Origin of the sequence: Rhizobium indigoferae, from assembly GCF_034554815.1 — a bacterium.
GTDB lineage: Bacteria > Pseudomonadota > Alphaproteobacteria > Rhizobiales > Rhizobiaceae > Rhizobium > Rhizobium leguminosarum.
Genome location: NZ_CP140638.1, coordinates 444,281 through 469,890, shown reverse-complemented (window position 1 = coordinate 469,890; position 25,610 = coordinate 444,281). Strand labels below are relative to the sequence as shown.

At 62.2% G+C, this 25,610-nt stretch carries 22 protein-coding genes; 12 read left to right on the top strand and 10 right to left on the bottom strand.

Annotation, left to right across the window (positions count from 1 at the left end; all coding sequences use genetic code 11):
- Positions 1-7: 7 nt before the first annotated feature.
- The 7 genes from U5G49_RS34655 to U5G49_RS34625 all read right to left on the bottom strand — a co-directional run bounded on the left by U5G49_RS34655 (position 8) and on the right by U5G49_RS34625 (position 7,599).
- Positions 8-1,030: a LacI family DNA-binding transcriptional regulator gene (locus U5G49_RS34655; protein ID WP_130654175.1), complete on the bottom strand. Its 1,023-nt coding sequence runs from the start codon at positions 1,028-1,030 to the stop codon at positions 8-10.
- A gap of 255 nt (positions 1,031-1,285) precedes the next feature.
- Positions 1,286-2,362: an ABC transporter ATP-binding protein gene (locus U5G49_RS34650; protein WP_131703183.1), complete on the bottom strand. Its 1,077-nt coding sequence runs from the start codon at positions 2,360-2,362 to the stop codon at positions 1,286-1,288.
- Positions 2,363-2,420: 58 nt separating this feature from the next.
- The gene (locus U5G49_RS34645; protein WP_130654173.1) at positions 2,421-3,308 is read right to left on the bottom strand and encodes a carbohydrate ABC transporter permease; all 888 of its coding nucleotides are present in this window, start codon (positions 3,306-3,308) and stop codon (positions 2,421-2,423) included.
- Positions 3,309-3,311: 3 nt separating this feature from the next.
- The gene (locus U5G49_RS34640) at positions 3,312-4,220 is read right to left on the bottom strand and encodes a carbohydrate ABC transporter permease (RefSeq protein ID WP_193445094.1); all 909 of its coding nucleotides are present in this window, start codon (positions 4,218-4,220) and stop codon (positions 3,312-3,314) included.
- A gap of 66 nt (positions 4,221-4,286) precedes the next feature.
- Positions 4,287-5,549 carry an ABC transporter substrate-binding protein gene (locus tag U5G49_RS34635; protein ID WP_130654171.1) on the bottom strand — a complete coding sequence of 421 codons (1,263 nt, stop codon included), beginning with the start codon at positions 5,547-5,549 and terminating at the stop codon, positions 4,287-4,289.
- 104 nt (positions 5,550-5,653) lie between these two features.
- Positions 5,654-6,553: a sugar phosphate isomerase/epimerase family protein gene (locus tag U5G49_RS34630; RefSeq protein WP_168278632.1), complete on the bottom strand. Its 900-nt coding sequence runs from the start codon at positions 6,551-6,553 to the stop codon at positions 5,654-5,656.
- Positions 6,554-6,564: 11 nt separating this feature from the next.
- Entirely contained in the window at positions 6,565-7,599 is a 1,035-nt protein-coding gene (locus tag U5G49_RS34625) for a Gfo/Idh/MocA family protein (protein WP_193445095.1), read from the bottom strand.
- 134 nt (positions 7,600-7,733) lie between these two features.
- Between U5G49_RS34625 and U5G49_RS34620 the strand changes: the two genes are divergently transcribed.
- Entirely contained in the window at positions 7,734-8,777 is a 1,044-nt protein-coding gene (locus U5G49_RS34620; protein WP_193445096.1) for a substrate-binding domain-containing protein, read from the top strand.
- 41 nt (positions 8,778-8,818) lie between these two features.
- Here U5G49_RS34620 and U5G49_RS34615 read toward each other — a convergent pair whose 3' ends face one another.
- Positions 8,819-10,156, bottom strand: a complete 1,338-nt coding sequence (locus U5G49_RS34615) for an LLM class flavin-dependent oxidoreductase (RefSeq protein WP_193445097.1) — start codon at positions 10,154-10,156, stop codon at positions 8,819-8,821.
- 322 nt (positions 10,157-10,478) lie between these two features.
- Between U5G49_RS34615 and U5G49_RS34610 the strand changes: the two genes are divergently transcribed.
- Complete coding sequence (locus tag U5G49_RS34610; protein WP_193445098.1) at positions 10,479-11,696, top strand: SfnB family sulfur acquisition oxidoreductase; 1,218 nt, start codon at positions 10,479-10,481, stop codon at positions 11,694-11,696.
- An 81-nt stretch (positions 11,697-11,777) separates the two neighbouring features.
- Here the strand turns inward: U5G49_RS34610 and U5G49_RS34605 are convergent, their stop codons facing one another.
- On the bottom strand, positions 11,778-12,986 hold the full coding sequence (locus tag U5G49_RS34605) for an acyl-CoA dehydrogenase family protein (protein ID WP_193445099.1): 1,209 nt from the start codon (positions 12,984-12,986) through the stop codon (positions 11,778-11,780).
- Positions 12,987-13,063: 77 nt separating this feature from the next.
- Positions 13,064-14,110 carry a substrate-binding domain-containing protein gene (locus U5G49_RS34600; protein WP_193445100.1) on the bottom strand — a complete coding sequence of 349 codons (1,047 nt, stop codon included), beginning with the start codon at positions 14,108-14,110 and terminating at the stop codon, positions 13,064-13,066.
- Between the two features lie 235 nt (positions 14,111-14,345).
- Between U5G49_RS34600 and U5G49_RS34595 the strand changes: the two genes are divergently transcribed.
- From U5G49_RS34595 to U5G49_RS34550, 10 genes are all read left to right on the top strand, one after another.
- On the top strand, positions 14,346-15,830 hold the full coding sequence (locus U5G49_RS34595; protein WP_193445101.1) for a sugar ABC transporter ATP-binding protein: 1,485 nt from the start codon (positions 14,346-14,348) through the stop codon (positions 15,828-15,830).
- Complete coding sequence (locus U5G49_RS34590) at positions 15,827-16,888, top strand: ABC transporter permease (protein WP_193445102.1); 1,062 nt, start codon at positions 15,827-15,829, stop codon at positions 16,886-16,888. Before U5G49_RS34595 ends, U5G49_RS34590 begins: the two co-directional genes overlap by 4 nt.
- Positions 16,889-16,905: 17 nt before the next feature.
- Positions 16,906-18,303: an LLM class flavin-dependent oxidoreductase gene (locus tag U5G49_RS34585; protein ID WP_193445103.1), complete on the top strand. Its 1,398-nt coding sequence runs from the start codon at positions 16,906-16,908 to the stop codon at positions 18,301-18,303.
- Between the two features lie 122 nt (positions 18,304-18,425).
- Entirely contained in the window at positions 18,426-20,036 is a 1,611-nt protein-coding gene (locus tag U5G49_RS34580) for an ABC transporter substrate-binding protein (RefSeq protein WP_193445104.1), read from the top strand.
- A gap of 40 nt (positions 20,037-20,076) precedes the next feature.
- Positions 20,077-21,066, top strand: coding sequence for an ABC transporter permease (locus tag U5G49_RS34575; protein ID WP_112908245.1), 990 nt, complete (start codon positions 20,077-20,079; stop codon positions 21,064-21,066).
- Positions 21,063-21,896, top strand: coding sequence for an ABC transporter permease (locus U5G49_RS34570; protein WP_193445105.1), 834 nt, complete (start codon positions 21,063-21,065; stop codon positions 21,894-21,896). The genes U5G49_RS34575 and U5G49_RS34570 overlap by 4 nt, the downstream gene beginning before the upstream one ends.
- Positions 21,893-22,687 carry an ABC transporter ATP-binding protein gene (locus U5G49_RS34565; protein WP_193445106.1) on the top strand — a complete coding sequence of 265 codons (795 nt, stop codon included), beginning with the start codon at positions 21,893-21,895 and terminating at the stop codon, positions 22,685-22,687. The genes U5G49_RS34570 and U5G49_RS34565 overlap by 4 nt, the downstream gene beginning before the upstream one ends.
- Complete coding sequence (locus U5G49_RS34560) at positions 22,684-23,466, top strand: ABC transporter ATP-binding protein (protein WP_018246996.1); 783 nt, start codon at positions 22,684-22,686, stop codon at positions 23,464-23,466. The genes U5G49_RS34565 and U5G49_RS34560 overlap by 4 nt, the downstream gene beginning before the upstream one ends.
- Before the next feature lie 11 nt (positions 23,467-23,477).
- Positions 23,478-24,572: a pyridoxal-phosphate-dependent aminotransferase family protein gene (locus U5G49_RS34555; protein WP_047622166.1), complete on the top strand. Its 1,095-nt coding sequence runs from the start codon at positions 23,478-23,480 to the stop codon at positions 24,570-24,572.
- A gap of 71 nt (positions 24,573-24,643) precedes the next feature.
- Positions 24,644-25,507, top strand: coding sequence for a glycerophosphodiester phosphodiesterase (locus U5G49_RS34550; RefSeq protein WP_193445107.1), 864 nt, complete (start codon positions 24,644-24,646; stop codon positions 25,505-25,507).
- Positions 25,508-25,610 lie beyond the last annotated feature (103 nt).

The following is a 25,610-nucleotide window of genomic DNA, read 5'->3' as shown; positions in this document are numbered from 1 at the left end:
CTGATTATTATTTCGCAGGCGGCGCAACGGAGTTCCGCACCACGATTTCGACAGGCAGGAGTTCTTCCGAGGCGGATGGTTTCCACTCGTGCCAATTGGTTTCCAGAAGCAGCTCAAGCGACCGCCTTCCGATCTGACGCACCGGCTGGCGGATGGCCGTCAGCGGCGGTGCAAAAAGATGAAGCGGACCGACATCGTCGAAGCCGATAACCGAGATGTCATCGGGGATCGAGACGCCTCGGCTTCTGAAGACCTCGACCAGCCCGATGGCGATCTCGTCGGAGCTGGCGAAGATCGCCGTCGCCTTTCGGTCGCCGGAGAGATAGTCGAGCGCAGCCGCACGGCCGTATTCGATGGTATATTCGCCGGCATAACGATCGGCCCGGGCCTCGTCGCCATGTTGTTCCCTGAGCGCCTTCAGCAGGCCGTCATAGCGCCTGCGGGCGCTGATCATACGCTCGTCGCCGCCGATGAACAGGACATGCCGATGGCCCTGCTCGGCCAGGTGCCGGCCGGCGAGATAACCGCCCTGCTCGTTGTCGCAGAACAGCTTCGGCGCCTTCGAATCGGGAATGTCCTCGTCAACAATAATGACCTTGCCGCTGCCGTTGATCAGCGTGGCAAGCGCGCCGTCATCGGGGTGATTGGTGACGAAGATCAGGCCGTCTACGTGATTGCGCTCGATCAACTGCAGATATTCGATCTCGCGCCCCGGCCGGTTGAGGGTGGCGTGCAATGAGACCGCGAGCTTTTTTTCATCGGCCGCCTGCTCCACGGCGGCGACGAGGGTCGCGAAGAAGGGATTGGCGATATCGGGCACGACGAGGCCGATCGTGTCCGACCGCCCCCTGCTTAACCGTCGCGCATGCGGGTTCGGCCGGTAGTTCAGCGTCTTGATCGCATCCTCGATGCGCTTCTTGGTCTGAAAGGGAAGATCGAGACTGCCGTTGACGAAACGCGACACGGTGGCGACCGACACGCCAGCGGCCGCCGCAACATCCTTCAAGCTTGGTGTCGTTCCCTTGGCCATTGGCTGGACCTATTGTAAAGCGGTTTAGTAAAGCGCTTTACAAGCCAATATCGATTGCTCGCCGTTGTCAACAGCGTTGATCGTGCGGGATTTGTTTTTCTTGTGATTCGATCAAAGCTCGACCGGACAGGCCCTCAGGCGATCGTCGGGTCGAGCTTGTCGCGCAGCCAGTCGCCGGTGATGCTTTCGAGATCTGGCTCGACGGCGTTACCCGGTTCGATTTTATGACAATTCCAAGCCGACAGGCTGCTGCCTTTATATGACGTGGTCCGTCGACGCGTCGAAGAGATGGATCTGGTCCGGATCGACCGAAAGTCCGATCATGTCTCCTGCCTTGACCCTGTCGCGGCGCGTCTCGACGATCGTCAGTTCCGGCTGGGTCTCCGCGACGATGAAGGTCGAGGAGCCGGTTGATTCGACGAAGGCGATCGGTACATCGAAGCTGCCATGCCCGGGCTCGACGACGCCGATATGCTCCGGCCGGATGCCGGCGATGAGCTTGCGCCCAGGCTCGATGGCGCGTGATATCGCAAGCGTCTGCTTCACCGCGCCGAAATCCAGGATCAGGCTCTTGCCGTCTTCCGCGGCAATCGCGGGAATGAAATTCATCGCCGGCGAGCCAATGAAACCGGCAACAAACCGGTTTGCCGGCCGGTCGTAGAGGTCGAGCGGCGCCCCCTGCTGTTCGATGATGCCGTCGCGCATCACCACCACGTGATCGGCCATCGTCATGGCTTCAATCTGGTCGTGGGTAACATACACCGAGGTGGCGCCCAGCCGGTCGTGCAGGGCGCGGATTTCCTTGCGCATCGAGACACGTAGCGCTGCATCAAGGTTGGAAAGCGGCTCGTCGAACAAGAAGGCCTGGGGGTTGCGGATAATGGCGCGGCCCATGGCTACACGCTGCCGTTGGCCTCCCGAAAGCTGGCGCGGATAACGGTCGAGCAGCCGGGAAAGACCGGTGATGACTGCGACCTCCTCGGCTTTCTGCTTTGCCTCAGCTTTGGGGACGCCGTGCATCTTCAGCGAATAGGTCAGGTTCTGTTCCACCGTCATATGCGGATACAGGGCGTAACTCTGAAAAACCATGGCGATATTGCGCGCCCGCGGCGGCACGTCGTTCATCACCTCGCCGGCAATCTTCAGCGTGCCGCCGGTAATTTTTTCCAGCCCGGCAAGCGAGCGGAGCAACGTGGACTTGCCGCATCCGGACGGACCGACCAGCGCGACAAACGTGCCCTTGGGAATTGAAAGGTTGACATTCTTAAGCGCGTGAAAGGCGCCGTAGTGCTTCTCGATGCCCAAGAGTTCGATCTGGATGTTCTGGCTCATGCCGAAAACCTTGCTGGTCCCCAACCGGGACCGATTGGATGGCCAAGGGTTAAAATCATCATTTGACTGCCCCGGCGGCGATGCCGCGCGTTAGCGTGCGTTGGAAGATCAAGAAGAAGATCACCGTCGGTATTATACCCAGGAAAGCCGCCGAGGCCTGCAGCACAGGGTCCGACATATTCTGACCGCGGGTGAGGCCCATGGCGACCGAGACCGTCTGGTTGTTGTTGGACACCAGCATGACGAGCGGGATCAAGAATTCGTTCCAAGTCCAGATGAAAAAGAAGGTTCCCAGGACCATGAGTGTCGGCCGCAGTACTGGGACAACGACGAACCACAGCGTTTTCCAGTGGGTCGAACCATCCATCTCGGCCGCTTCGAGGATTTCCTTGGGAAAGGTACTCAGCACGGTCGAGAGCAGGTAAGTCCCGAAAGCGCTTTGCAGGACCGCGAAAATGATGATCACGGAAAGCTGCGTATCGTAGAGACCGCTCGCTTTCGCCATGTAGTATAGTGGGTAAATGATTGACTCCTGCGGCACCATAATGCCCAGAAGAAAGACCACCAAAATCACGCGCGAACCCGGCACCTTGCCGACCCCAATCGCATAGGCGTTAAACAGGCTTATCAGTACCCCCAACACCGACACAGCGAGACTGATCACCACGCTGTTGAGCAGCTTGCGGCTGAAATCAGACACCGTCCAAAATTTCTCGATCGCCGTGAGATCGATCGACCGGGGAATCGATAGCGGTCCGCCGATCGCGTATTCGGCACTCGCCTTGACGGCGTTGAGCAGAGCAAGGAAAAAGGGAAAGAGCGTAAAGGCGAGGAGTAGAATAAGGATAGCCAGCACCACCCACCGCATCGGATCGCGTCGCGCGCGATCGGCTGCCGCCGTCGCCTTTGCCTTGGTCGTACCATCGCTGAGAACTGAGTAAGCCATGATCTACTCCTTCGACTCCTGCTGGCTCTGGAAGCGTAGGAAAATGACAGCCAAAGCGATCGTCAGAGTCGTTTGCACGACCGCGATGGCTGCGGCATAGCCGACGCGCTGTGTGGTGAAGAAGTGGTAGTAAGTCAGATAGGATGGTACGAGCGTGGCATTGTCGGGGCCGCCGGCGGTGATGACAAAGATTGGCGCAAAGACTTTAAGCGCCGCGATCAGCGTGGTCAGCACAACGACGAAAATCTCCGGCGCCAGGAGTGGAATGGTGATCGTCACCAGCCGGCTCCACCAGTTTGCCCCATCGAGCTCGGCAGCCTCGTAGAGAGAAGGGTCGATGCGCGAAAGACCGGCCATGAAAACCACCAGACAGTAGCCGACCTGTATCCAGACAATGACGAGCGAGACGGCAGCAAGCGCGTATGTCGCATCACCGATCCAGTTCTGTGCGAGATTTTCAAGGCCGATGGCCTTTAGCGTGATGTTGATGACACCTACGGGATTGAGAATCCAGCCCCAGAGGACGCCCGCGACCGTTACGGGAAGAATCTGCGGTAAGTAAAAACCGGCCCTGAAAAAGCTCGAGACCCATTCCCCGAATTCGTCCCTGACATAGTCGAACAGCAGAGCGGCCAGCACTAGGCCGATGCACACCGGTATCACGGTCATCGAAAGGATGAACAGCAGCGTGTGATACATCGATCCCCAGAATTGATCATCCGTCAGCAGGCGATGATAGTTCTGCAGGCCGACCGGTCGTGGCGTGCCGACGCCTTTCCATGCCGTGAAGCTCAGCCCGAGATTAGCAAGCTGCGGAATGAGTACGATTAGAATGAAGCCGATCGTCCCCGGAATGAGATAGAGGCTATAGCCTCGTGAACTGTCGCTCGATCGCTGGCTGGATATGGCCATATCATTCTTCCTTCAGCCTCCCATGCTGGGCTGCGCCTTCGGCGCAGCCCATCGTTCAAGGTCGCGCTACTGATTTTCCTGCGTGTCGTCGTAAACCTGCTTGATCTGTTCGACGAACTGCTCCGCAGTAAGACTGCCCTGGAAAAGACCGGTGTCTTTCTGGTTGAGCACGTCGTAGTAGCCGGGAACCGGCCAGTCAGGATAGAAACCGAGGCCGCTTTTGTCAGAGATCTGCTTGAAAACCGCTGCGGCGTTCTTACCAATGGGGTTGGTGATGACGGAAAGATCAGCGGCGATCGGCACGCCGCCGGCATTGCCGAGTTCAGCTTGGTATTTCGGCGACAAGGTCAGGCTGATCCACTCGGCGGCGAGATCGGGATTCTTGCTACCCTTGGGAACGACCCAGAGATTGCCTGTCGAGCCGACCGAATATTTCGGCGTCGGAATGACGAACTGACCCCACTTGAAGTCCTTGATGGTCGAGGCGAAGGTACCGAGATTCCAAGTGCCCGAGACGTACATCGGCGCCTTGCCGGAGGTGAAGAGCAGAGCCGCATCCGGGTCCTTCATGCCCGTGGAGTCCTTGTTGATATAGCCCTTTGTGACCCAGTCGAGCAATGTCTGCGCCGCATAGAGGTAGGGCGCGCCGTCGAGGGGAGCCTTCAAACCCTGATAATTCTGGACCCAGGCGTCATCGGCCTTGGTATAGGCGAGAGAGGCTAGCAAGTGCTGGCCACTGGTGTCGATGGCGCCGAGCGCGAGGGGCGTGAGACCCTTCTGCTTGAATGCTTCCATGTCAGCGACCCACTCTTCGAGCGTCGTCGGCGGCTTGAGGCCTGCCTTTTCGAACATGTCAATATTGTAGAAGCACGAAACATATTCGCCGAAGACCGATACGCCCCAAACAGGGCCGGAGCCATAGATGCCCTTTTCGTCATAACGGCTAAGGACAAAATCGCCTTCGTTAAGGATCTTGTCCCAACCTTCCTTCTTCACATAGTCATCCAGATTGGTCAGTAATCCCTGGCTTGCAACCAAGCCAGCGGTCGCATTGCCCTTGTTGTACTCGAGCACGTCGGGGGCCTGGTCGGAATTGAGGATCATGCCGCCTGAGGCCTGCAACTGCTGAAAGGTCTTCTGCTCGAAGCTGACGTTGATGTCCGGATGTTTCGCCTTGAACTCCTCGAGCGCTTTCTTCCAGACAATGCCCTGAGCCGTGGTCGGCTCCTCGAACCACCAGATCTTGAAGGTCTTCTGTTCGGCATGGCCGACCGATGTCATCAGCATCGCCGTGCCGAGTGCTAGCGCAAGTCTTGCAATTCTTTTCATGCTTTCCTCCCAAAAAAGCGGCTGCGCCGCGAAAAGACCAAGTTAGTCAGTCATGGCGCCCCCCCGGGCCTCCCAGCCCGGCGGCGCCCACCTTAGGCGGTTGATCAGGGATCAACAATGAAATCTCCGCCCCGGCATTTCCTTAGATAGTTGAGCCCGTGGACCTGGCCAGTCATTTCGAGTTCGTCGCGATAGACCGGGTCGTGCCAGCCTTCGATGTCGATCGAGCCGGACCAGCCGGCAAGGCGCAGCTCGGAAATGATGTCGGTCCAGTTGCTGTCGCCGAAGCCCGGCGTGCGCATGAAGACGAACTTCTCCTTGCCGAAGATACCGTGTTCCTTGATGACCTCCCAGCGAATGGTCGCGTCCTTGCCGTGGACGTGGAAGAACTTGTGCGCCCATTTGCGGATCTGCGGCAAAGGGTCGATCAGATAGACCATCTGATGGCACGGCTCCCACTCCAGCCCGATATTGTCATCCGGCGTCTCGTTGAAGATCAGCTCCCAGGCATCGGGATTATGCGCAATGTTCCAGTCGCCGGTCGCCCAGTTGCCGTCCATGGCGCAATTCTCGAAAGCGATCTTGACGCCCTTGTCGGCGGCACGCTTGGCGAGTTCGCTCCAGATCTGCTTGTAGCGAGGCAGGCTGTCGGTCAGCGGCTTGCCGCGGACGCGGCCGGTGAAGCCGGCAACGCAGGTGGCGCCGAAGTGATGGGCATTGTCGATGCAGTGCTTCCAGCCCTGCAACGTCTCGAGGTCGATTGCGGTCTCTTCCAGCGGATTGCCGAACATGCCGAGCGTCGAGATGGTGATGTCGCGGTCGCCGATCGCATCGAGGCAGCGCTTGCCGAGTTCGGCAAGATCCTGGCCTTTGGTCGTCTGCCAGAAGAAGGGTTCGAAGCTTTCGAAGCCCATGCCGGCGATCTCGCCGATGCGGGTTGCGGCATCGCCCTTGTTGCCGCTGACCATAGTACCGATACGAATGGATTTTGCAGGGTTGCTCACGTCACTTCATCCTATGCTGAAATTTCGACGCGCCTGCCCGTCTTGGCGCTTTCGATTGCGCCGAAGACCATGGCAAGGCTTCTGATATTGTCGGAATTGACCGTCTCGGGCTGTTTGCCGGTGCCGATCGCCGCGATGAAGTCGGCGATGACGCTGGCGTGGCCATGGGTTTCCTCGTCATGTTCCGGACCGGGAACGTTTACGGCGACAGAGCCGTGCAAAAGGCCGGGCTCTTCGCCGGCAACAGTCGCCTTGAAACTCTCTTCGCCATCCCAGGTGAGCATTCCCTTCGAACCGACGAGACGCCACTGGCTCTCCCAGCTGGTGCGCTCGCCCTCGGCGCACCAGGAGCCGCGATAGGTGAACACGATGTCGTCGGAAAATTCGAAAATGGCGTTGGCCGAGGCGCCGTGCCGGTACCACGAACCCTTTGGATTGCGCTCGACACAATAGACGGCGAGCGGCTTCCTGTCGGCAACGTAGCGCGCCGCATCGAAGGTGTGGATCGCCATGTCGAGAAGCAGGACGTTGTCCATCTCTTCGCGGAAGCCGCCGAAATGCGGTGCCAGGAAGAAGTCGCAATGGATGCCTGTGAGGTCGCCGATCGCGCCGCTGTCGACGAAACGACGCAGGCACCTGACGCCTGATATGAAGCGACGGTTCTGGATGACGGCGTGGATGCGGCCGGTCTCGGCGGCAAGATTGACCAGCGCAGCGCCCTCGGCAAGCGAGGCGGCCATCGGCTTTTCGCTGAGCACATGGCAGCCGGCCTTGAGTGCCGTCGAAACGACGTCGTAGCGCGCAGCCGGAATGACGATGTCGAAGACCAGGTCGGCCTTCGTGGCCGTGATAACGTCGGACAGGTCCGAACCGATGACGGCGCCATCAAGGCCGAACTCCGCGGCAAGCTTTTCCGCCGTCTCCCGGTTCAGGTCGACAAGGCCGACGATGGTGATGGAGTCGGCCAGCAGAGGGTTGGAAGCGATGGCTCGCAACCAACCTTTGGACATAGCTCCGCACCCGCACAGAATGGCACTGAATTTCACGATTTCCTCCGAGGGAATGGCGCCAACTCCTGATGACACGCACTCCGTAAACGTTTACGACTGTATGCGGAAACATTTTACCGTGTCAATAGAGGCGAAATGCGAAATTGCAGACTGAAGGAAAATCGCAGTCGATGAAGGGGATTCGCCAGCTTGCCGAATACCTGGACATTTCGATCGGCACGGTGTCCCGCGCGCTGAACGGCAAGCCCGACGTCAATGAGGAAACCCGCCGGCGGGTGCTGGCCGCAGCCGACGAACTCGGCTACGTCGCCAACCAGTCTGGGCGGAGCCTGAGGCAGGGGGAGACGAAGGTCATCGGGCTGATGATCGAATCCAGCAAGGAAACGGTCGAGAACGCCGACAACTTCTTCCTCGGCGTCACCAGCGGCCTGCAGAGCGTCTTTGCCCGCCACAAGCTCGACCTCATCATGTTGCCCTGCCCGAGCGACGAGGACCCGCACGAATATCTGAAGCGGATGGTGGCGCGCCGCATCGTCGATGCGATGATCATCTCGGACACCCAGCGCGTCGATCGGCGCATCGACTTTCTGTCGCGGGCGAAGATCCCCTTCATCGCGCTCGGTCGTAGCCTTTCGGCCAGCAATTTTCCCTGGATCGATCTCGATTTCGAGGGCGTGGCCGACCATGCCGTCGAGCGGTTGATCGCGCTGGGACATCGCCGGATCGCGATCACCGCGCCGTCGAGCGAGGCCAACCTCGGCTATCTCTTTGTCGAAAGCTATCGCCGCGCGCTTGAGCGGCACGACATTCCCTTCGACCCCTCGCTCGTCATCCGCGTCAAGTCGAGTGAACAGGGCGGCTATCAGGCGGCTCACGAGTTGCTGCTGCTCAAAGAACGGCCGACGGCGGTGATCCTGATCTACGAGCTGATGGCGATCGGCCTTTATCGCTGCCTGATGGAATCGGGCGTCATGCCCGGCCGCGACCTTGCGGTGATCGGCTTCCGCGACGCTCCGCGCGCACGGTTCCTGCAGCCCTCGCTCAGCTGCTTCCGCATGTCGCTCTACGATCTCGGCGTTGAACTCGGCCGGATGCTTCTCGCCAACATGCCGGTCTATCGAGAGTTTTATCCAGGCGACGGGCGCAATATTATCTGGCCGCTCGAACTGATGGCGGGCGAAAGCGACGCGTTTCGGGTTGAGGTCATAGCCTGAGCGCTGTCGGCTTGCTTCCGGAAAGCAGAAGCGAGGCCCCTTCATGTACCTGATGCAAAGAACCGGTTCTCCGGCCGCGGCAATCCGAGATGCTCGCGCAGCGTCGTGCCTTCGTATTCGCTGCGGAACAGGCCGCGGCGCTGAAGCTCGGGAACCAACCGTTCGGTGACGTCGAGGAGACCCTGCGGCAGATAGGGAAAGACGACGTTGAATCCGTCCGAGCCTTCCTCGTCCAGCCAGCGCTCCATGTCGTCGGCGATACTTGCCGGCGTGCCGACGAAGGCAAGGCCGGCATAACCGCCATAACGCTGCGCCAGCTGCCGCACCGTCAGATTTTCTTCCGCGGCAAGCTTCAGCACCTGGGCGCGGCCGGTCTTGCTGGCATTGGTGTCGGGAATATCTGATGGTAGCGGTGCGTCGGGATCGAAGCCGGAAGCGTCATGGCCGAGCGCGATCGAAAGCGAGGCGATGGCGCTGTCGTAATGCACCAGGCTGTCGAGCGTGGCGCGTTTGGCGCGGGCCTCCTCGATGCTGTCGCCGACGATGACGAAGGCGGCGGGCAGGATCTTCAGATGGTCGCGGTTGCGGCCGATGGCTTCCATGCGGCCTTTGATATCGGCATAAAGCGCCTTGCCGGCGGCCAGATCGCGCGGCGAACAGAAGACCATCTCGGCGGTCTCAGCGGCAAGCTGGCGGCCGGGGTCCGACTGACCGGCCTGGACGATGACGGGCCAACCCTGCGGCGGCCGGGCGATATTGAGCGGCCCACGCACGCTGAGTTCGTCACCCTTGTGGTTCAGCACATGCATCTTTGCCGGATCGAAGAACAGGCCGCTTTCCCGGTCGCGCATGAAGGCATCGTCGGCGAAGCTGTCCCAGAGCCCGGTCACGACATCGTAGAATTCCCGGGCGCGATGATACCGCTCGCCATGCTCCACATGTTCGTCGAGGCCGAAATTGAGCGCGGCGTCGGGGTTCGAGGTCGTGACGATGTTCCACCCGGCGCGGCCGCCGCTGATATGGTCGAGCGAGGCGAACCGCCTTGCGATGTGATAGGGCTCGTCGAAGGTGGTGGAGGCCGTGGCGACAAGGCCGATGCGCTCCGTCACCGCTGCCAGCGCTGATAGCAATGTGAAGGGCTCGAAGGAGGTCACGGTGTGGCTGCGCCTCAGCGCCTCGACCGGCATGTTGAGCACGGCAAGATGATCGGCCATGAAGAAGGCGTCGAATCTCGCCCTTTCCAGCGCCTGCGCGAAGGACTTCAGATGGGCGAAATTGAAATTGGCGTCGGGATAAGAACCGGGATAGCGCCAGGCGCCGGTATGCAGGCTGACGGGACGCATGAAGGCGCCGAGGCGCAACTGCCGTGAACGGGTCATGATTTTCCTCATGGATCGGGCAAGGCGGCCGCCCTGCCCCGTATTGGGCGTTCTTTCTGCAACCGGCGCGGTGACGCACCTGACATCGATTACGTAGGAGGTCGCCGTCGTCAAATCGAGACCGGAAACGCCAGTTCCAGGCGGGATTTTTATCGCTTCCCAGGCGACGTCGTCGCACGAGTGCCGGACCGCGACAGTAATCGCCGCGGTCTAAGCCTGATAAGCAAACACTTTTCATTTTCCATCGCATCTATAGAATTTGTGCTCTTATCTCGACGCTTAATTTCTTTCACCGATAGGCTCGTCAGAATTGGAGACATCGATGAACACAGTGCTGAGGCAAGCAGACCAGATCCGGCCCGTGGCCGACCGTATCGGCAGCGATGACGAGGCGATCGCCACCGCCCGCAGACTGGCGGCGCAATTTGCCGCACGCGCAGCCGAGCGCGACGCCGACCGGATCCTGCCGTTTAGCGAACTCGATCTTCTCGCCCAGTCCGGCCTTCTGGCGATCACCGTGCCGGCGCAATATGGCGGGCTCGACGTCTCCAACGCCGTGCTTGCCGAGATCACCGCGATCCTGTCTGAGGCGGACGGTTCGATCGGCCAGATCCCGCAGAACCATTTCTATATTCTCGAGGCGCTTAGAACCGACGGTGGCGAGGAGCAGCAGCGTTATTTCTTCGGCCGGGTGCTGGCCGGCGATCGTTTCGGCAATGCGCTTTCCGAGCGCGGCACGAAGACGGTCGGCCACTACAATACGCGCATCACCCGCGACGGGCCGGGTTACCGGATCAATGGCCGCAAATTCTATTCGACCGGCGTCCTCTTCGCCGACTGGATCACCATCTTCGCACTCGATCCGGAGGATCGGCTGACCATGGCCTTCGTGCCGAAGGGCACCGAAGGCGTCGAGATCGTCGACGACTGGGACGGCTTCGGCCAGCGCACCACCGGCAGCGGCACGACGATCCTCGACAATGTCTATGTCAGCGCCGATTCCGTGGTCTTCCATCATAAGGGTTTCGAGCGGCCGACGACGATCGGTTCGGTCGGTCAGATCATCCATGCCGGCGTCGATCTCGGTATCGCACGGGCGGCCTTTGCCGAAACGCTTGATTTCATCAGGACGAAATCGCGCCCCTGGATGGATAGCGGCCTTGACCGCGCCTCAGACGATCCGCTGACGATCGCCAAGGTCGGCCAGATCGCCATCCGGCTGGAAGCCGCAACGGCTCTTGTCGAGCGCGCCGGCCACAAGGTCGATGCCGCGCAGGTAGAGACGACGGAGGCAAAGGTGGTCGAGGCGACGCTCGCGGTTGCCGCCGCCAAGGTACTGACGACAGAGGTGGCGCTCGAAGCCGCAAACACGCTCTTCGAGCTTGCCGGAACCTCGTCGGTACAGGCCGGTCTCAATCTCGACCGCCACTGGCGCAATGCCCGCACCCATACGCTGCACGATCCGGTGCGTTGGAAATATCACGTCGTCGGCAACTATCATTTGAACGGCGTGACGCCGCCTAAGAACGGCGCGCTCTGAGATCTCCCTCTCTTCCAAACAAAAACCCCATTGCTGTTGCCGGCAATGGGGTTTTTCAATTTCGATGACAGCGTGGCCGCCTCAGCTATAGAGGCTGACCTCCGGTATCCTGTCGTTCAGCACGAATTCGCCAACTTCCTTCGCCTTGTAGAAAACGGGATCGTGCAGCGTGTGCGTACGGACATTGCGCCAGAAGCGGTCGAAGCGGTATTTGTCGGCCGTCGAGCGTGCACCCGTCAGTTCGAAGACACGCGAGGTGATGTCGAGCGAGACATGGGTGGCGTGGACCTTGGCGGTATAGGCTTCCGCCGCCGCCTCGCCGCGCTCGCGCGCCGTCACGTCGCGGCCGCGGGCAAGGCCCGCCTGCACGGCTGATGCCGCGCTGTCGGCAAGGGCCGCCGAGGCCTTCAGCGCGGCGGTGAATTCGCCGACGCGTTCGAGGATATAGGGATCATCGGCCGCCCGCTCGACGCCTGACGTGATCCAAGGCCGGGTGGTGGTTCTGACGTAATCGACGGCCGCCTGCAGCGCGCCTTCGGCGGTACCGAGATAAAAGTTGACGAAGACCAGTTGGATGAATGGCGTGTTGAAGGTCGACAGCACCGGCGGCGCCGCGTCGGGTGCAGCAGGCGCGCCGACGAAATCCTCCTCGTAGACGGGGAAGTCGCGGAACTCGACGCTGCCGCTGTCGGACAGGCGCTGGCCGATATTGTCCCAATCGTCGTTGGGGACATAGCCTGGACGATTGGTCGGCACGGCGAAGCCGGCGATCTTGTCGTCGAGCGTTGCATTGGCATTGATATAGTCGGAGACCCGCGCCGCCGTGGAGAAGGACTTGCGCCCGTTCAGCACATAGCCGTTGCCGCGGCGGGTGAGCACCAGCCCGGGATCGCGCGGATTGACGGCCGCACCCCAATAGAGGTTCCTGGCGACGGTATCGTTGCCCAGCGCATGGGCGCGTGCGGCATCGAGGGCCCAATAGATGTACTGGCTGTTGACATAGTGGTAGCCGAGTAGCTGGCCGATCGAGCTCTCGCCACGGGCGAGGATGCGCACCAGCCTCAGCCCGTCGACCCAATCGAGGCCACCGCCGCCGATTTGCGTGGGATGCAGCGCATTGAGCAGCCCGGCATTTTTCAGCTTGATGATCTCGGCAAGCGGCGGGCGGCCTTCGCGGTCGAGGTCTGCGGCGCGCCTGGAAAGATCGGCAGAGATCTCCTCGGCACGGGCAAAGAGGTCTTCTCGCGTCGGATTGCGGCTCACCGCGAAGACGATATTGGACTGGCTCATGGGCGAAACTCCAATTCTCCAAAAAGGGGATCCGGCGGGAGCTTGACGCTCCCACCGGAAGGATGAGGGTGACCTCCTCAGAAAAGCTTGTCCGGGATCCAGCTCGCGGTCGCCGCATCGCTCGTGCTGAAGGCCGGGATCTTTTCGGCCAGTTCCTCGATCGTCTTGACGCCGGCTGCACGGAGGCTTTCCTGCGTCAGAAGCGTCGGCTTCACGGTGATCTGGTGAGGAACCGTCTGCCCGGCGATTTCAAGGGCGGCCGCGCGGATGGAGACGGCGCCGACGACGGCGGGATTGGTTGCGACGGTCGCGACCCAGGGGCTGCCTTCCTCGGTAATTTCCTGGATATCGGCCGTCGATACGTCGGCCGAATAGATCTTCAGCTTCTTTGCTATGCCGAGGTCGTTGGCGGCGAGCTTCACGCCGCGGGCGAATTCGTCATAGGGGGCAAAAACAACCGATATATCGGGATTGGCGGTGAGCGCGGCCTTCGCCTGGTCGGCGGTCGAGGTCGCCGTCGTGTCGCTGACATTGCCGAAACGGGCCTTTTCGACCACGCCCTTATTCTCCGACTTGAACTTGTCCCAGACCTCGTTGCGGCGGTCGAGCGGCGCAAAGCCCGCGACATAGACATAACCGGCGTTGAAGTCTTTGCCGTTGTCCTTCACCACCTGTTCGAGCGCCAGAGAGGCGAGCTCGTGATCGCTCTGCTCCACCTGCGGGATCTTGGGGTTGTTGAGGTTGACGTCGAAGGCCACGACCTTGATGCCCTTGTCGAGCGCCTGCTGCACGACGTCGCCGAGCGATTCCGGCAGGCCGTGGTCGATGACGATGCCGGAGACGCCGAGATTGATCGCCTGCAGGATCTGCTCGCGCTGCTCGGCGGCGTCCTGCCGTCCGGGGAAGACGCGCAGGTCGATATCCAGCGCCTTGGCCTGGGCTTCCGCACCGGCCTGGTAGGCCTGGAAAAAATCGCCGGCCGAGATGTAGCTGATCAGAGCCACCTTGACGCCGCCCTTATCGAAGGGGGCCGGAGCGCCGGACAGGCCGTCGGCTTTTGCGGCTTGAATGAAAATGAACGGAATGACGGCGGCAGACAGTGCGAGCCGTGCGAGGGATTTCATCGTCGCGTTCCTTCTAGCAAACGAAAGCGTCGTCTGACAGGTCTGACAGCCCTCGCGACGCGTCGGATTATTTAGATATAATCTCTATGTTTTTAGTAGAGTAAATGATCCGATTTTACGGGCTGCGGGAGATTCTTTGTTTCCCGAGGACAGTTTGTGAGGGAAAGGCGTGCCTGGAGTTCGACCGCCCGGACAGGGCACACTCCGGCTTCGAATGCAGCCCCGGACACCATTGATGCCGCTTCTTCACATTGAAAACATCACCCGCAGTTTCGGGTCGACGCGGGCGCTTGCCGGCGCTGATTTTTCTATGGAACGCGGCGAGATCGTGGCGCTGATGGGCGCAAACGGCGCGGGCAAATCGACGTTGGTAAAGATCCTTTCCGGCGTCCTTCCAGCCGATGGGGGCACGGTCAGTCTCGATGGCCGCCCCTTTGCGCCGCGCAGCCCGGCCGAAGCGGCAAGGGCCGGCGTCGTCACGGTGCATCAATCTACGGATCTAGTCGGCGCCGCCGGTCTGACCGTTGCCGATGCCCTGTTGCTCAACCGGTTCGCCGATCGCAGCACGCCCTTCTTCGTCTCGCGCGCCGGCATCCGCCGTGCCGCGCAGACAATGCTCGATGCCGCCGGCTTCAGCCTGCCGCTCGACCGCGATTTCGGCGAACTCACCAGCGCCGACCGGCAATTGGTGGCGATCGCTCGCGCGCTTGCCAACCGCGCCGATCTCCTCATCTTCGACGAGCCGACGGCGAGCCTTTCCGGAGAGGAGAGCCGCCGCCTCTTCGACATTCTTCTCAGCCTGCGCAAGCGGGGGCTGGCGATCCTCTATATCTCGCACCGCACCGCCGATCTCGAAGCCATCGCCGACCGCGCGCTCGTCATGCGCGGCGGCCGCGTCGTCGGCACTTTCTCGCGGCCGATCGATTTTTCGACCGCCATCGAGACGATGATCGGCCGCAGATTGGACGCGGCTCGGCCGGATGCGCGGCCTGCGACCGGTCCGGCGATTTTGGAGATGCGTGATATCAGCCTGCTCCCTGAAGCCGCTTCCTTCGATCTTTCATTGTATGAGGGCGAGGTGGTGGCGGTGACAGGCGTGGTCGGCGCCGGCAAGAGCCGGTTGCTCCAGGCGATCTTCGGCGTGACGGCGCTTGCCGGTGGGACAATGTTCCTCGGTGGCCGGCCCTATCGGCCGAAAAGCCCGGCCGAGGCGATCGCCGCAGGCGTGGCGATGGCGGCCGAAGACCGTCATCGTTCCTCGCTGATGCCACCGGCATGGCCCGGCCATTCGCTGTCGGCAACCATCAGCCTGCCGCATCTTGGCAAATGGTATCCGCACGGTTTCCTGGTCGGCGGCCGTGAACGACGCGAGACCGAACAGGCAATCGCCCGTCTCGGGATCAAGGCCGCGGGTCCACTCGCCTCGGTCTGGTCGCTGTCCGGCGGCAACCAGCAGAAGGCGGTGATCGCCCGCTGGGAGGCGGAACCGAGCCGGCTGCTGCTGCTCGACGAACCCTTCCAAGGTGTCGACGTCGGCGCCCGTCACGACATCATCCGAGCAATCCGCGCCCGCACCGACCGGGCAACGCTGATCGCGACCTCCGACCCGGAGGAGGCCTATGAGGTGGCCGACCGCATCCTCGTCATCGACCGCCACGTGTTGAGGCCTGCGGCAGACGGGGCCGCTCTTGCCTCCGCCATCCAGGGAATATCCGCATGACGACGATCGACGACGACACTCTTCCACAGGCAAGCGCCCGGCCGAAGGCATCGCCGCAAGCCGATAACGGTCGTCTCGCAGCCCTCGGGGCGTTTCTCCGGGCGGGCGCGGTGTTCATCCTGCTGGCACTGCTCGTCGTCGGCTTCACCATCGCCCAACCCGCCTTCATCAATATCGCCAATCTGATGAGCATCCTGCAGGCGGTGTCCGTCGTCGCCATTCTCGGCGCCGGCGTCACCGTCACGTTGGCCGTCGGCGGTTTCGACCTGTCGATCGGCGCGGTCGCCGCATCGAGCGTGATGGCGGCGAGTTACGCGATGATCGTCTGGCATCTTGATGCCTATGCGACGGTGCCGCTGGTGCTCGCCTTTGGCGCCCTGATCGGCCTCGTCAACGCGTTCCTCATCGTGCGCCTGAAGGTGCCTGATCTCTTGGCGACGCTGGCGATGATGTTCCTGCTTTCCGGCCTGCAGCTGATCCCGACCGCCGGCCGATCGATTTCGGCAGGCCTTACCCTGCCCGACGGCTCGAAGGCGACCGGCGCCTACGACCCGGCCTTTTTGCTGATCGGCCGCTACAGCATCCTCGGCACCCTGCCCGTTTCCGTGGTGCTGATGGCGGTGGTCGCCGTCGCACTCTTCATTCTCACTGAACGCACCCGCATCGGCCGGCTGCTGTTTGCGACCGGTGGCAACGAGGTCGCGACCCGGCTTGCCGGCGCGTCGACAGTCCGGCTGAAGACGCTCGCCTATGTCATTTCAGGCACGCTGGCGGCGCTGGGCGGCATCGTCATCGCCGCCCGCGTCGGGCGTGGCGATGTCTCCTCCGGCGGCTCGCTGCTGATGGATTCGGTCGCCGCCGCGCTGATCGGTTTTGCCGTCTTCAACCTGCGCCGTCCAAACGTGCTCGGCACCATTGCCGGCGCCGTCTTCGTCGGTGTGCTGCTGAACGGTCTCACCATGCTGAACGCCCCCTACTACACCCAGGATTTCGTCAAGGGCGCCGTGCTCGTCGGAGCCTTAGCGCTGACCTACGGCCTCGGCCGCAGCAATCCCTAATTCCAAGGAAGAAAGACATGACCCGCGAAATCAGGCTGAACGCCTTCGACATGAATTGCGTCGGACACCAGTCGCCGGGGCTCTGGCGCCATCCGCGCGACAAGTCCTGGACCTACAAGGATCTCGACTACTGGGTGCATCTGGCAAAGACGCTGGAGCGCGGCAAGTTCGATGGGCTGTTTATCGCCGACGTGCTTGGGGTCTACGATGTGCTGCACGGCAATGTCGACGCCGCACTTCGCCATTCGGCGCAGGTGCCGGTCAATGATCCGCTGCAACTCATCCCCACCATGGCCTATGAGACCGAACATCTCGGATTCGGCCTGACGGCGTCGCTCTCCTTCGAGCATCCTTATACCTTCGCCCGCCGCATCTCGACGCTCGACCATCTGACCAAAGGCCGTGTCGGCTGGAATATCGTCACCTCCTATCTCAACAGCGGCGCGCTCAATATCGGCCAGCCGGCGCAGACGAAGCATGATGACCGCTACGACCTCGCCGAGGAATATCTCGAGGTCTGCTACAAGCTCTGGGAGGGAAGCTGGGAGGACGGCGCCGTCGTTCGCGACCGCGAAACCGGCATCTTCACCCATCCGGAAAAAGTCCATCCGATCCGCCATTCCGGCAAGCATTTCAACGTGCCCGGCATTCACTTGAGCGAACCCTCGCCGCAACGTACACCGGTGCTCTACCAGGCCGGCGCCTCCAGCCGCGGCAAGGATTTCGCCGGCGCCCATGCCGAATGCATTTTTGTCGCGTCCCCGTCGAAAGCCGTGCTGAAGCGTTACGTCGCCAATGTCCGCGAGGCGGCGGAACGGGTCGGCCGCAACCCGCGCGAAATCCTCGCCTTCAACCTGCAAACCGTGATCCTCGGCGAAACGGATGCGGAAGCACAGCGGAAGTTCAACGAATACCGCAAATACGCTTCCTTCGAAGGCGCGCTGACACTGATCTCCGGCTGGACCGGCATCGATTTCGGCCAGTTCGGGCCGGACGAGGTGCTGCGGCACCGTCATACCAATGCGGTGCAATCGGCCGTCGAAACCTTCACGACAATCGATCCCACCAAGGAATGGACGGTGCGCGAAATGGCCGACTGGGTCGGCATCGGCGGTTTCGGCCCGGTTTTCGTCGGCTCGCCGCAGACGGTCGCCGATCTGATGCAGGAATGGATCGAAGACACCGATGTCGACGGCTTCAACCTTGCCTATGCCGTGACGCCCGAAAGTTTCGAGGACGCGGTCGATCTGCTGGTGCCGGAACTGCAAAAGCGCGGCGTCTACAAGACCGAATACGCCAAGGGAACGCTGCGCGAAAAGCTCGGGGGAGCAGGGCCGCGGCTCGTCGCGCCACATCCGGGCGCCGCTTATCGCAATCTCTTCGACGCGCCCGCACGTGTCGCGGCCAACGGCTGAGCGAATAATGGCTGGGTGACAAAAAATATCTCGCCCAGCCCGACTATTCGAATCTAACCTCTATGACAATTTGCATTTCGCCCTGAATATGGGCACCCGAATTTCACCGATCAGGAGGGGTCATGACCGTATCATCTATCTCGCGGCGCACGCTGATGAAGGGCACCGCCCTGCTCCTTGCCTCGACGGCGCTCGCCCGGCAGGCGCTCGCGCAGACCGCGCCCGCCGGCGGCCGGCTGATCGTTGCAGCCGATTCCGAGCCGAAGAACCTCAATCCTGCCATCGTCGCCTCGAACGGCGTATTTTTCGTCGCAAGCAAGGTGATCGAGCCGCTCGCCGAAGCGTCGTTCGACGGCAAGGATGGGCTTTCGCCGCGCCTCGCCACCTCCTGGGAAGGCTCGGCCGATGGCCTCTCCGTCACCTTCAAACTCCGCGACGGCGTCACCTGGCACGATGGCAAGCCGTTTACCTCGGTCGATGTAGCCTTCTCGGCGCTCAACGTCTGGAAGCCGCTGCAGAATCTCGGCCGCCTGGTCTTTGCCAATCTTCAAGCCGTCGATACGCCCGACGATTACACCGCCATCTTCCGCTTCTCCAAGCCGACGCCGTTCCAGCTGATCCGCAACGCGCTCCCTGTCGTCACCAGCGTCGTCGCCAAGCACATCTTCGACGGCACCGATATCGCCACCAATCCGGCGAACAACACGCTGATCGGCACCGGTCCGTTCAAGTTCGCCGAACACAAGCCCGGCGAATATTACCGGCTGACGCGCAACGAGAACTATTGGGACAAGGACCAGCCGAAACTCGACGAGATCGTCTTCCGCGTGCTGCCCGATCGCGAAGCGGCGGGTTCGGCGCTCGAAGCAGACGAAATCCAGCTTGCCGCCTTCTCCGCGGTGCCGCTCGCCGATCTCGACCGCATTTCGAAGGTCGGCGGCATCAAGGTGATCTCAAAGGGTTACGAGGCTTTGACCTATCAGCTCGTCGTCGAGATCAATCATCGCCGCAAGGAACTGGCCGATCTCAGAGTCCGTCAAGCGATCGCGCAGGCAATCGACAAGAAATTCGTGGTCGACACGATCTTCCTCGGTTACGCCGCCGCCTCGACCGGTCCGGTGCCGAGGAATGCGCCGGAGTTCTATACATCAGATGTCGCGGCCTATGATTTCAACCCCGCAGCGGCGAACGATATCCTCGATAAAGCAGGATACAAACAGGGGGCAGACGGCAACCGCTTTACGCTGAAGCTCCGCCCCGCGCCCTATTTTAACGAGACCCGCCAGTTTGGCGATTACCTTCGCCAGGCGCTTGCGGTGATCGGTATCGATGCCGAGATCGTCAATGCCGATGCGGCCGCACATCAGAAGGCAGTCTATACCGACCACGACTTCGACCTCGCCGTCGGTCCGCCGGTCTTCCGTGGCGATCCGGCGATCTCCACCACCATTCTCGTCCAGTCCGGCACCCCTGACGGTGTGCCCTTCTCCAACCAGGGCGGCTACGTCAATCCGGAGCTCGACGAGATCATCAAGCAGGCCTCCGAGACGGTCGACACTGCGGCGCGCACCGATCTCTACCGCAAGTTCCAGCAGCTCGTCGTCGGCGATCTGCCGCTGATCAACGTTGCGGAATGGGGGTTCATCACCGTCGCGCGCGACACCGTGCTCAACGTCGCAGACAATCCGCGCTGGGCCGTCTCGAACTGGGGCGATACCGCGCTGCAATCGTGATAGAATCGGCGGCAATTCTCCTCCAGAGGCCCTGTCCGGCGTGAAACGTGCAATCATCCTCCTGAGGCGCAGGGCGATCAGCAGCATTCCGGTGCTGCTGATCGTGGTGATCTTCACCTTTTTCCTGCTCGAAACCGCCTCGGGCGATGCCGTCGACGCCTATCTCGGCTCGATCGGCGGCGGCGATGCCGCACTTAGGCAGTCGTTGCGCGAGAGCTATGGCCTCGACCAATCGATGCTCGCGCGCCTTTGGCTCTATCTTTCCTCGCTCGCACGCTTCGATCTCGGCTGGTCGGTCGCCTTCAACAGGCCGGTCGGTGCGCTCATCGCTGAACGGCTGCCCAATACGCTGCTGTTGATGGGCAGTGCGACGGCGCTTTCCTTCGGTCTCGGCTCGGCGCTCGGCATCCTTGCCGGGGCGCGGCCGGGTGGCCTAAGGGACCGGCTGCTGTCGATCGGCTCGCTGATTGTTTACGCCATTCCGAGTTTCTGGCTCGGTCTGGTTCTGAGCATCGCTTTCTCGGTGAAGCTGCGCTGGTTTCCGATCGCTGGCGTCGAGACGATCGCTTCCGGCAAGACGGGTTTTTCGCGCGCGCTCGATATCTCAGATCATCTGGTTCTGCCGGTGAGCGCACTGGCCCTGATCTATCTCGCCTTGTTCCTGCGGGTGATGCGCAGCGGTATGGCCGAGGCGTGGAAGCTGGATTTCGTGCTCTTCGCCCGGGCCAAGGGCCTGTCGCGCAGCCGCATCGTGCTGCGTCACGTGGCGCGTAATGCGCTGTTGCCGCTCGTCACCATGCTCGGGCTGCAATCGGCCGCCATGCTCGGCGGCAGCGTGGTGATCGAGAGCGTCTTTGCGGTCCCGGGTTTCGGGCGGCTGGCGCAGGAGGCGGTCAACGGCCGCGACGCGCCGCTGTTGATGGGCATCGTCGTCACCAGCGCCGTCCTGGTCATCTCGGTCAATTTTCTCGTCGATCTCGTCTATGCCGCGCTCGACCCGCGCATCGGCGCTTCGGAGGGCGGCGTATGAGCTGGCTGTGGCGACTGCTGCGCACGCCGGAAGGTGCGGCAGGGTTTGCGATCCTTCTCGTCCTGCTTTTGGCCGGGCTGCTCGCTCCCGTCATTTCACCGGGCGATCCGCTGAAAATTGCCGGCCGCGCGCTGCTGGCGCCGTTCGCCGATCCAGCTTTTCCGCTCGGCACCGACCGTCTTGGCCGCGACGTCCTGGCGGGGCTGCTCTACGGCGCACGAACCTCACTTGCCGTCGGCCTGGCGGCGGCGTTTTCGGCCATGGTGCTGGGACTTTGCGTCGGCCTGGCGGCCGGTTTTGCCGGCGGACTCATTGACGAGGCGCTGATGCGGGTGGTCGACGCCTTCCAGATCGTACCGGCTTTCTTGCTCGCCCTTGCTTTCGTCAGCACCATCGGAGTGTCGACGCCCATTGTCGTCCTTGCCATCGCACTCGGCACCTGGGCCGATCCGGCGCGGCTGACGCGAGCGCAGGTGCTTGCAATCCGCGAGCAGGATTACGTCGCCTCGGCAAGGGTAGTCGGCATGCATCCGGCCGAGATCGCCTTCCGGGAAATCCTGCCAAACGCGTTGCCGCCGGTGCTGGCGCTCTCCGCCACCATCGTCGCCGGTGCGATCCTCACCGAGGCGGCGCTGTCCTTCCTTGGCCTTGGCAATCCCAATATCGCCACTTGGGGTTCGATGATCGCCGAAGGTCGCAGCGTGCTGCGTTCGGCATCCTATCTCTCAGTCATACCGGGCGCTGCGCTCGCCACGACCGTGCTCGGCGTCCATCTTTTCAGCGAGGGTCTCGGCAAGGTGCTTGGCGATGACGTTGTGAGGGCGGCATGAGCGGCATTTTCTGCAGCCTGCGACAGCTTTCGGTCACCTATGGGCGCGACAGGAACGGCGCGGCCGCACTCGATGGCGTCGATCTCGATATCGTCGCCGGCGAAAGGCTGGCGATCATCGGCGAAAGCGGCTCCGGCAAGAGTACGCTCGCCCGCGCGCTTGCCGGCCTGCTGCCGGAAGGAGCGAAGGTCGGCGGCGAGATGCTCTGGCCCGGACTTGGTCATCCGCCGCGCGCGGGGCGCGATTTTGGCTTGGTTTTCCAGGATCCAGGCTCCAGCCTCAATCCTGTCCTGACGGTCGGCGAGCAGGTTGCCGAGGGCGCCAGGCGCCATCTCGGCCTCAGCTGGAAGCAGGCCTATGTCAGGGCATGGGAATTGCTCGGGCGGGTGCGGATACCGCAGCCTGACAAGGCGATGCGTGCCTTTCCACATCAGCTTTCCGGCGGCCAGCGCCAGCGTGTGTCGATCGCGGCGGCCATCGCTGCGAAACCTGCTCTGCTGATCGCCGACGAGGCGACCAGTGCGCTCGACGTTGTCGTTCAAGCCGAGATCGTCCGCCTGCTCGACGGGCTGGTACGCGAGGATGGGATGACGTTGCTCTTCATCACCCACGACATCGCGCTTGCCTCCGGATTCGTCGATCGCATCGCCGTTTTCCGCAATGCCAAGCTGGTCGAGGCGGGCCCCGTCCGTTCAGTGCTTTCGGCGCCGAAAAGCGACTATACCGCCGCCCTCATCGCCAGCCATCGCGACCTCGCAACGCCGCCGCTGATCGCGGAGGTGCCGGCATGAACGATACCTTGCTTTCCGTCGAAAACCTGTCGAAAGGTTTTTCTTCTGCCGGCAGGCAGGTTGCCGCCCTCGATAATGTGTCGCTGACGATCGCGCCTGGGGAAACACTCGGTCTCGTCGGCGCCTCTGGCAGCGGAAAATCGACATTATCGCGTATCCTGCTGCGGCTCCTCTCGTCCGATGCCGGTTCGATCCGCTTCGAAGGGGCAGACTGGCTGGCACTTGATGGTGCGCCCCTGCGCCGCAAGCGGGCGCGCATGCAGATGGTGTTTCAAGATCCCCTCGCCGCCTTCAATCCGCTGGCGACCGTCGGCACGGTGCTCGACGATCCGCTTCGCATCCATGGCATTGCGGCGAAGGACCGGCGCCCCGGCGAGATCGTCATGCTGCTGGAGCGTGTCGGCCTCACCGCCGATCATGCCGCCCGGCCGGTGCGTTCGCTCTCCGGCGGCCAGCGTCAGCGCGTCGCGATTGCGCGGGCGATTGCGACAAAGCCATCGCTGCTCGTGCTCGACGAGGCGGTGTCCGCCCTCGATGTCACCGTGCGCGGCAGAATTCTGGAGCTTCTGGTCGACCTGCAGAAAGAACAGGGCATTGCCTGTCTCTTCATCTCGCACGACCTTGCCGTGGTCCGTGCCGTCTCCCACCGCATCGCCGTCATGGATGGTGGGCGGATCGTCGAGACCGGTCCGGCAGCGGCGGTCGTTGCGGCGCCGCAATCCGAGGCTGCCCGTGCGCTCGTTGCCGCCGTCCCCCGTCTCGTGACCGATCCCTGCTGAAGGAAGTATCCATGTCCGATCTTGGTTGGAATCCCCTGCATGGCGTGCCCTCCTATCCCGCGGAGCGCTACGCCGTCCTTGCCGACAGAATCGGCGACATCTTGCGCAGCCGCAACGATATATTGCTGGTGCAGGCCGAGGCGGTGGTGGCGCTGGAGGCGGCTGCCGTCAGCCTTGCGCGCCCCGGCCTCACAGCACTGAACATCGTCACCAGCCTCTATGGCGGCTGGTTCGGGCAATGGCTGCGGCGGGGCGGTGCGACGGTCGCCGATATCGTCGCCGAACCGGGCCTGCCGATCGAGATCGAAGCAGTCGCCAAAGCGCTCGACGCCGGTCCTCGCATCGATGTGCTCGCTCTCGTTCACGCGGAATCTGCAAGCGGCATCCTCAACCCCCTGCCCGAAATACTGGCGCTTGCCCGGGCCCGCGGCATCGTCACCATCGTCGATGCAGTGGCCTCGGTCGGCGGTCATGGTTTCGAAGTCGACGATCTCGGCATCGACATCGCGGTTGTCGGCCCGCAAAAGGCGCTCGGCGGGCCTGCCGGCGTGTCCGCACTCTCGGTCAGCCACCGCGCCTGGGATCTGATCCTGACGGATGGCGCACCGTGCGATTCGATCTTGTCGTTGGCCGATCTGAAGACCTGGGTCGACAGCGGCCGACGCGGCCTGCCGGGAACGCCAGCGCCGCTGGAATTCTTCGCGCTGGAAACGGCGCTCGACCGCGTCGAGGCCGAAGGCCTGGAGAATATCGTCGCCCGCCATGCGCTGGCGGCATCGGCGACACGGGCGGGGCTTGCCGCGCTCGGCGCCCCGGACTGGGTACCGGCAGCAAGGGCTTCGAACCTGGTGACGGCGGTGCCGGTGCCGGAGGCACTGGCGCCTGCCGCGCTGATCGCAGCCGTCGGGCAGTTGGGAGTCGAGCTGACCGAAGGCGTCGGAACTGGGCCGGCCCGTCTCTTGCGGCTGAACCACACTGGTCCGCGCGCCGCATTCCAGACGGTGCTCTCGAACGTCGTGGCGTATGGCGCGGCCCTCAGGCAGGCCGGCCATCCCTCGGATATATCAGCCGCTGCGGAGGCAATATCCGCAGCCTACAGCCGATGAAAACCGTATTCGGCCCTTGATAATCATGGCTCATCAAGGCAGGAGAGTGGTATGGCGGAGACTTGGTGCAGATGACGAAATTGCTGGATGCGCAGGGCCTGGAGATTTCACATGAGGGGCATCGCACCCGCCTGAAATGGCACCGATTGCGCAAGCGGTTTGCCGATCCGTTGTTCTCAGCCGAAGTGATGGCGGAGGGATTTGCGTCAGGCGCCTCGATGGAGCTCGATCTGCGCGTGCGCGCCGATGGCGGTTTCGTCGTGCTGCACGACGAGGACCTCGAAGGTGAAACGACCGGGCATGGACCGATCACCGAAAAGAGCATCGGCGACCTCGGCGATATCAGGATGCAGGAGGGCGACCGGCCGCTGATCCTCAGCGAGGATCTCGCCGCCATGATGCAATCGACGAATCCGGCCGCGCTGCTGCAATTCGATATGAAGGACGACTACGAGGCGATCGGCGCCAGGGGCATTGAGCATCTTGCCGAGCATTTCCGCGATATCGCCGCCTCGGTGATCGTCAGCGGCGACAGTCTCGATCTCATCGTCGCGGTCAAGGAGAAGCTTCCGCATCTGCTGCGTGGGATCGACCCCACCGACAAGCTCTACGATATCAGCAAGGCTCGCGGCTGGAGGGCGGTCGAGGCGGAATTGCGCGCCGACCTGCGCGGCCCGACGGAACCGGATACGATCTACCTCCAATGGTCACTGATCCTAGGCGCCGCCACGGAAGGTCTCGACATGATCGCGCTCTGCCAGGAGCAAGGCAAACGCGTCGATGCCTGGACCTTCACCCTGAAGGATCCGGAGGCCGGCTTCAGCGAAGAGGAATGGCGAAACTTCCAGGCGCTGATGGCCCTGAAGCCGGATCAGATCACCACCGACGAGGCACCGGCGACCGAACGCGCCTGGCGCCGCCGCATGGCGGATTAACCGGCGGGCGTCGGCGCATGGTGTCGAAAGATATGAGAGATTTTCGATAGCCTATTTCCGGGCTTGTCGCGTGCTTTTTGCAATTTGCATCATTTTAAACTTC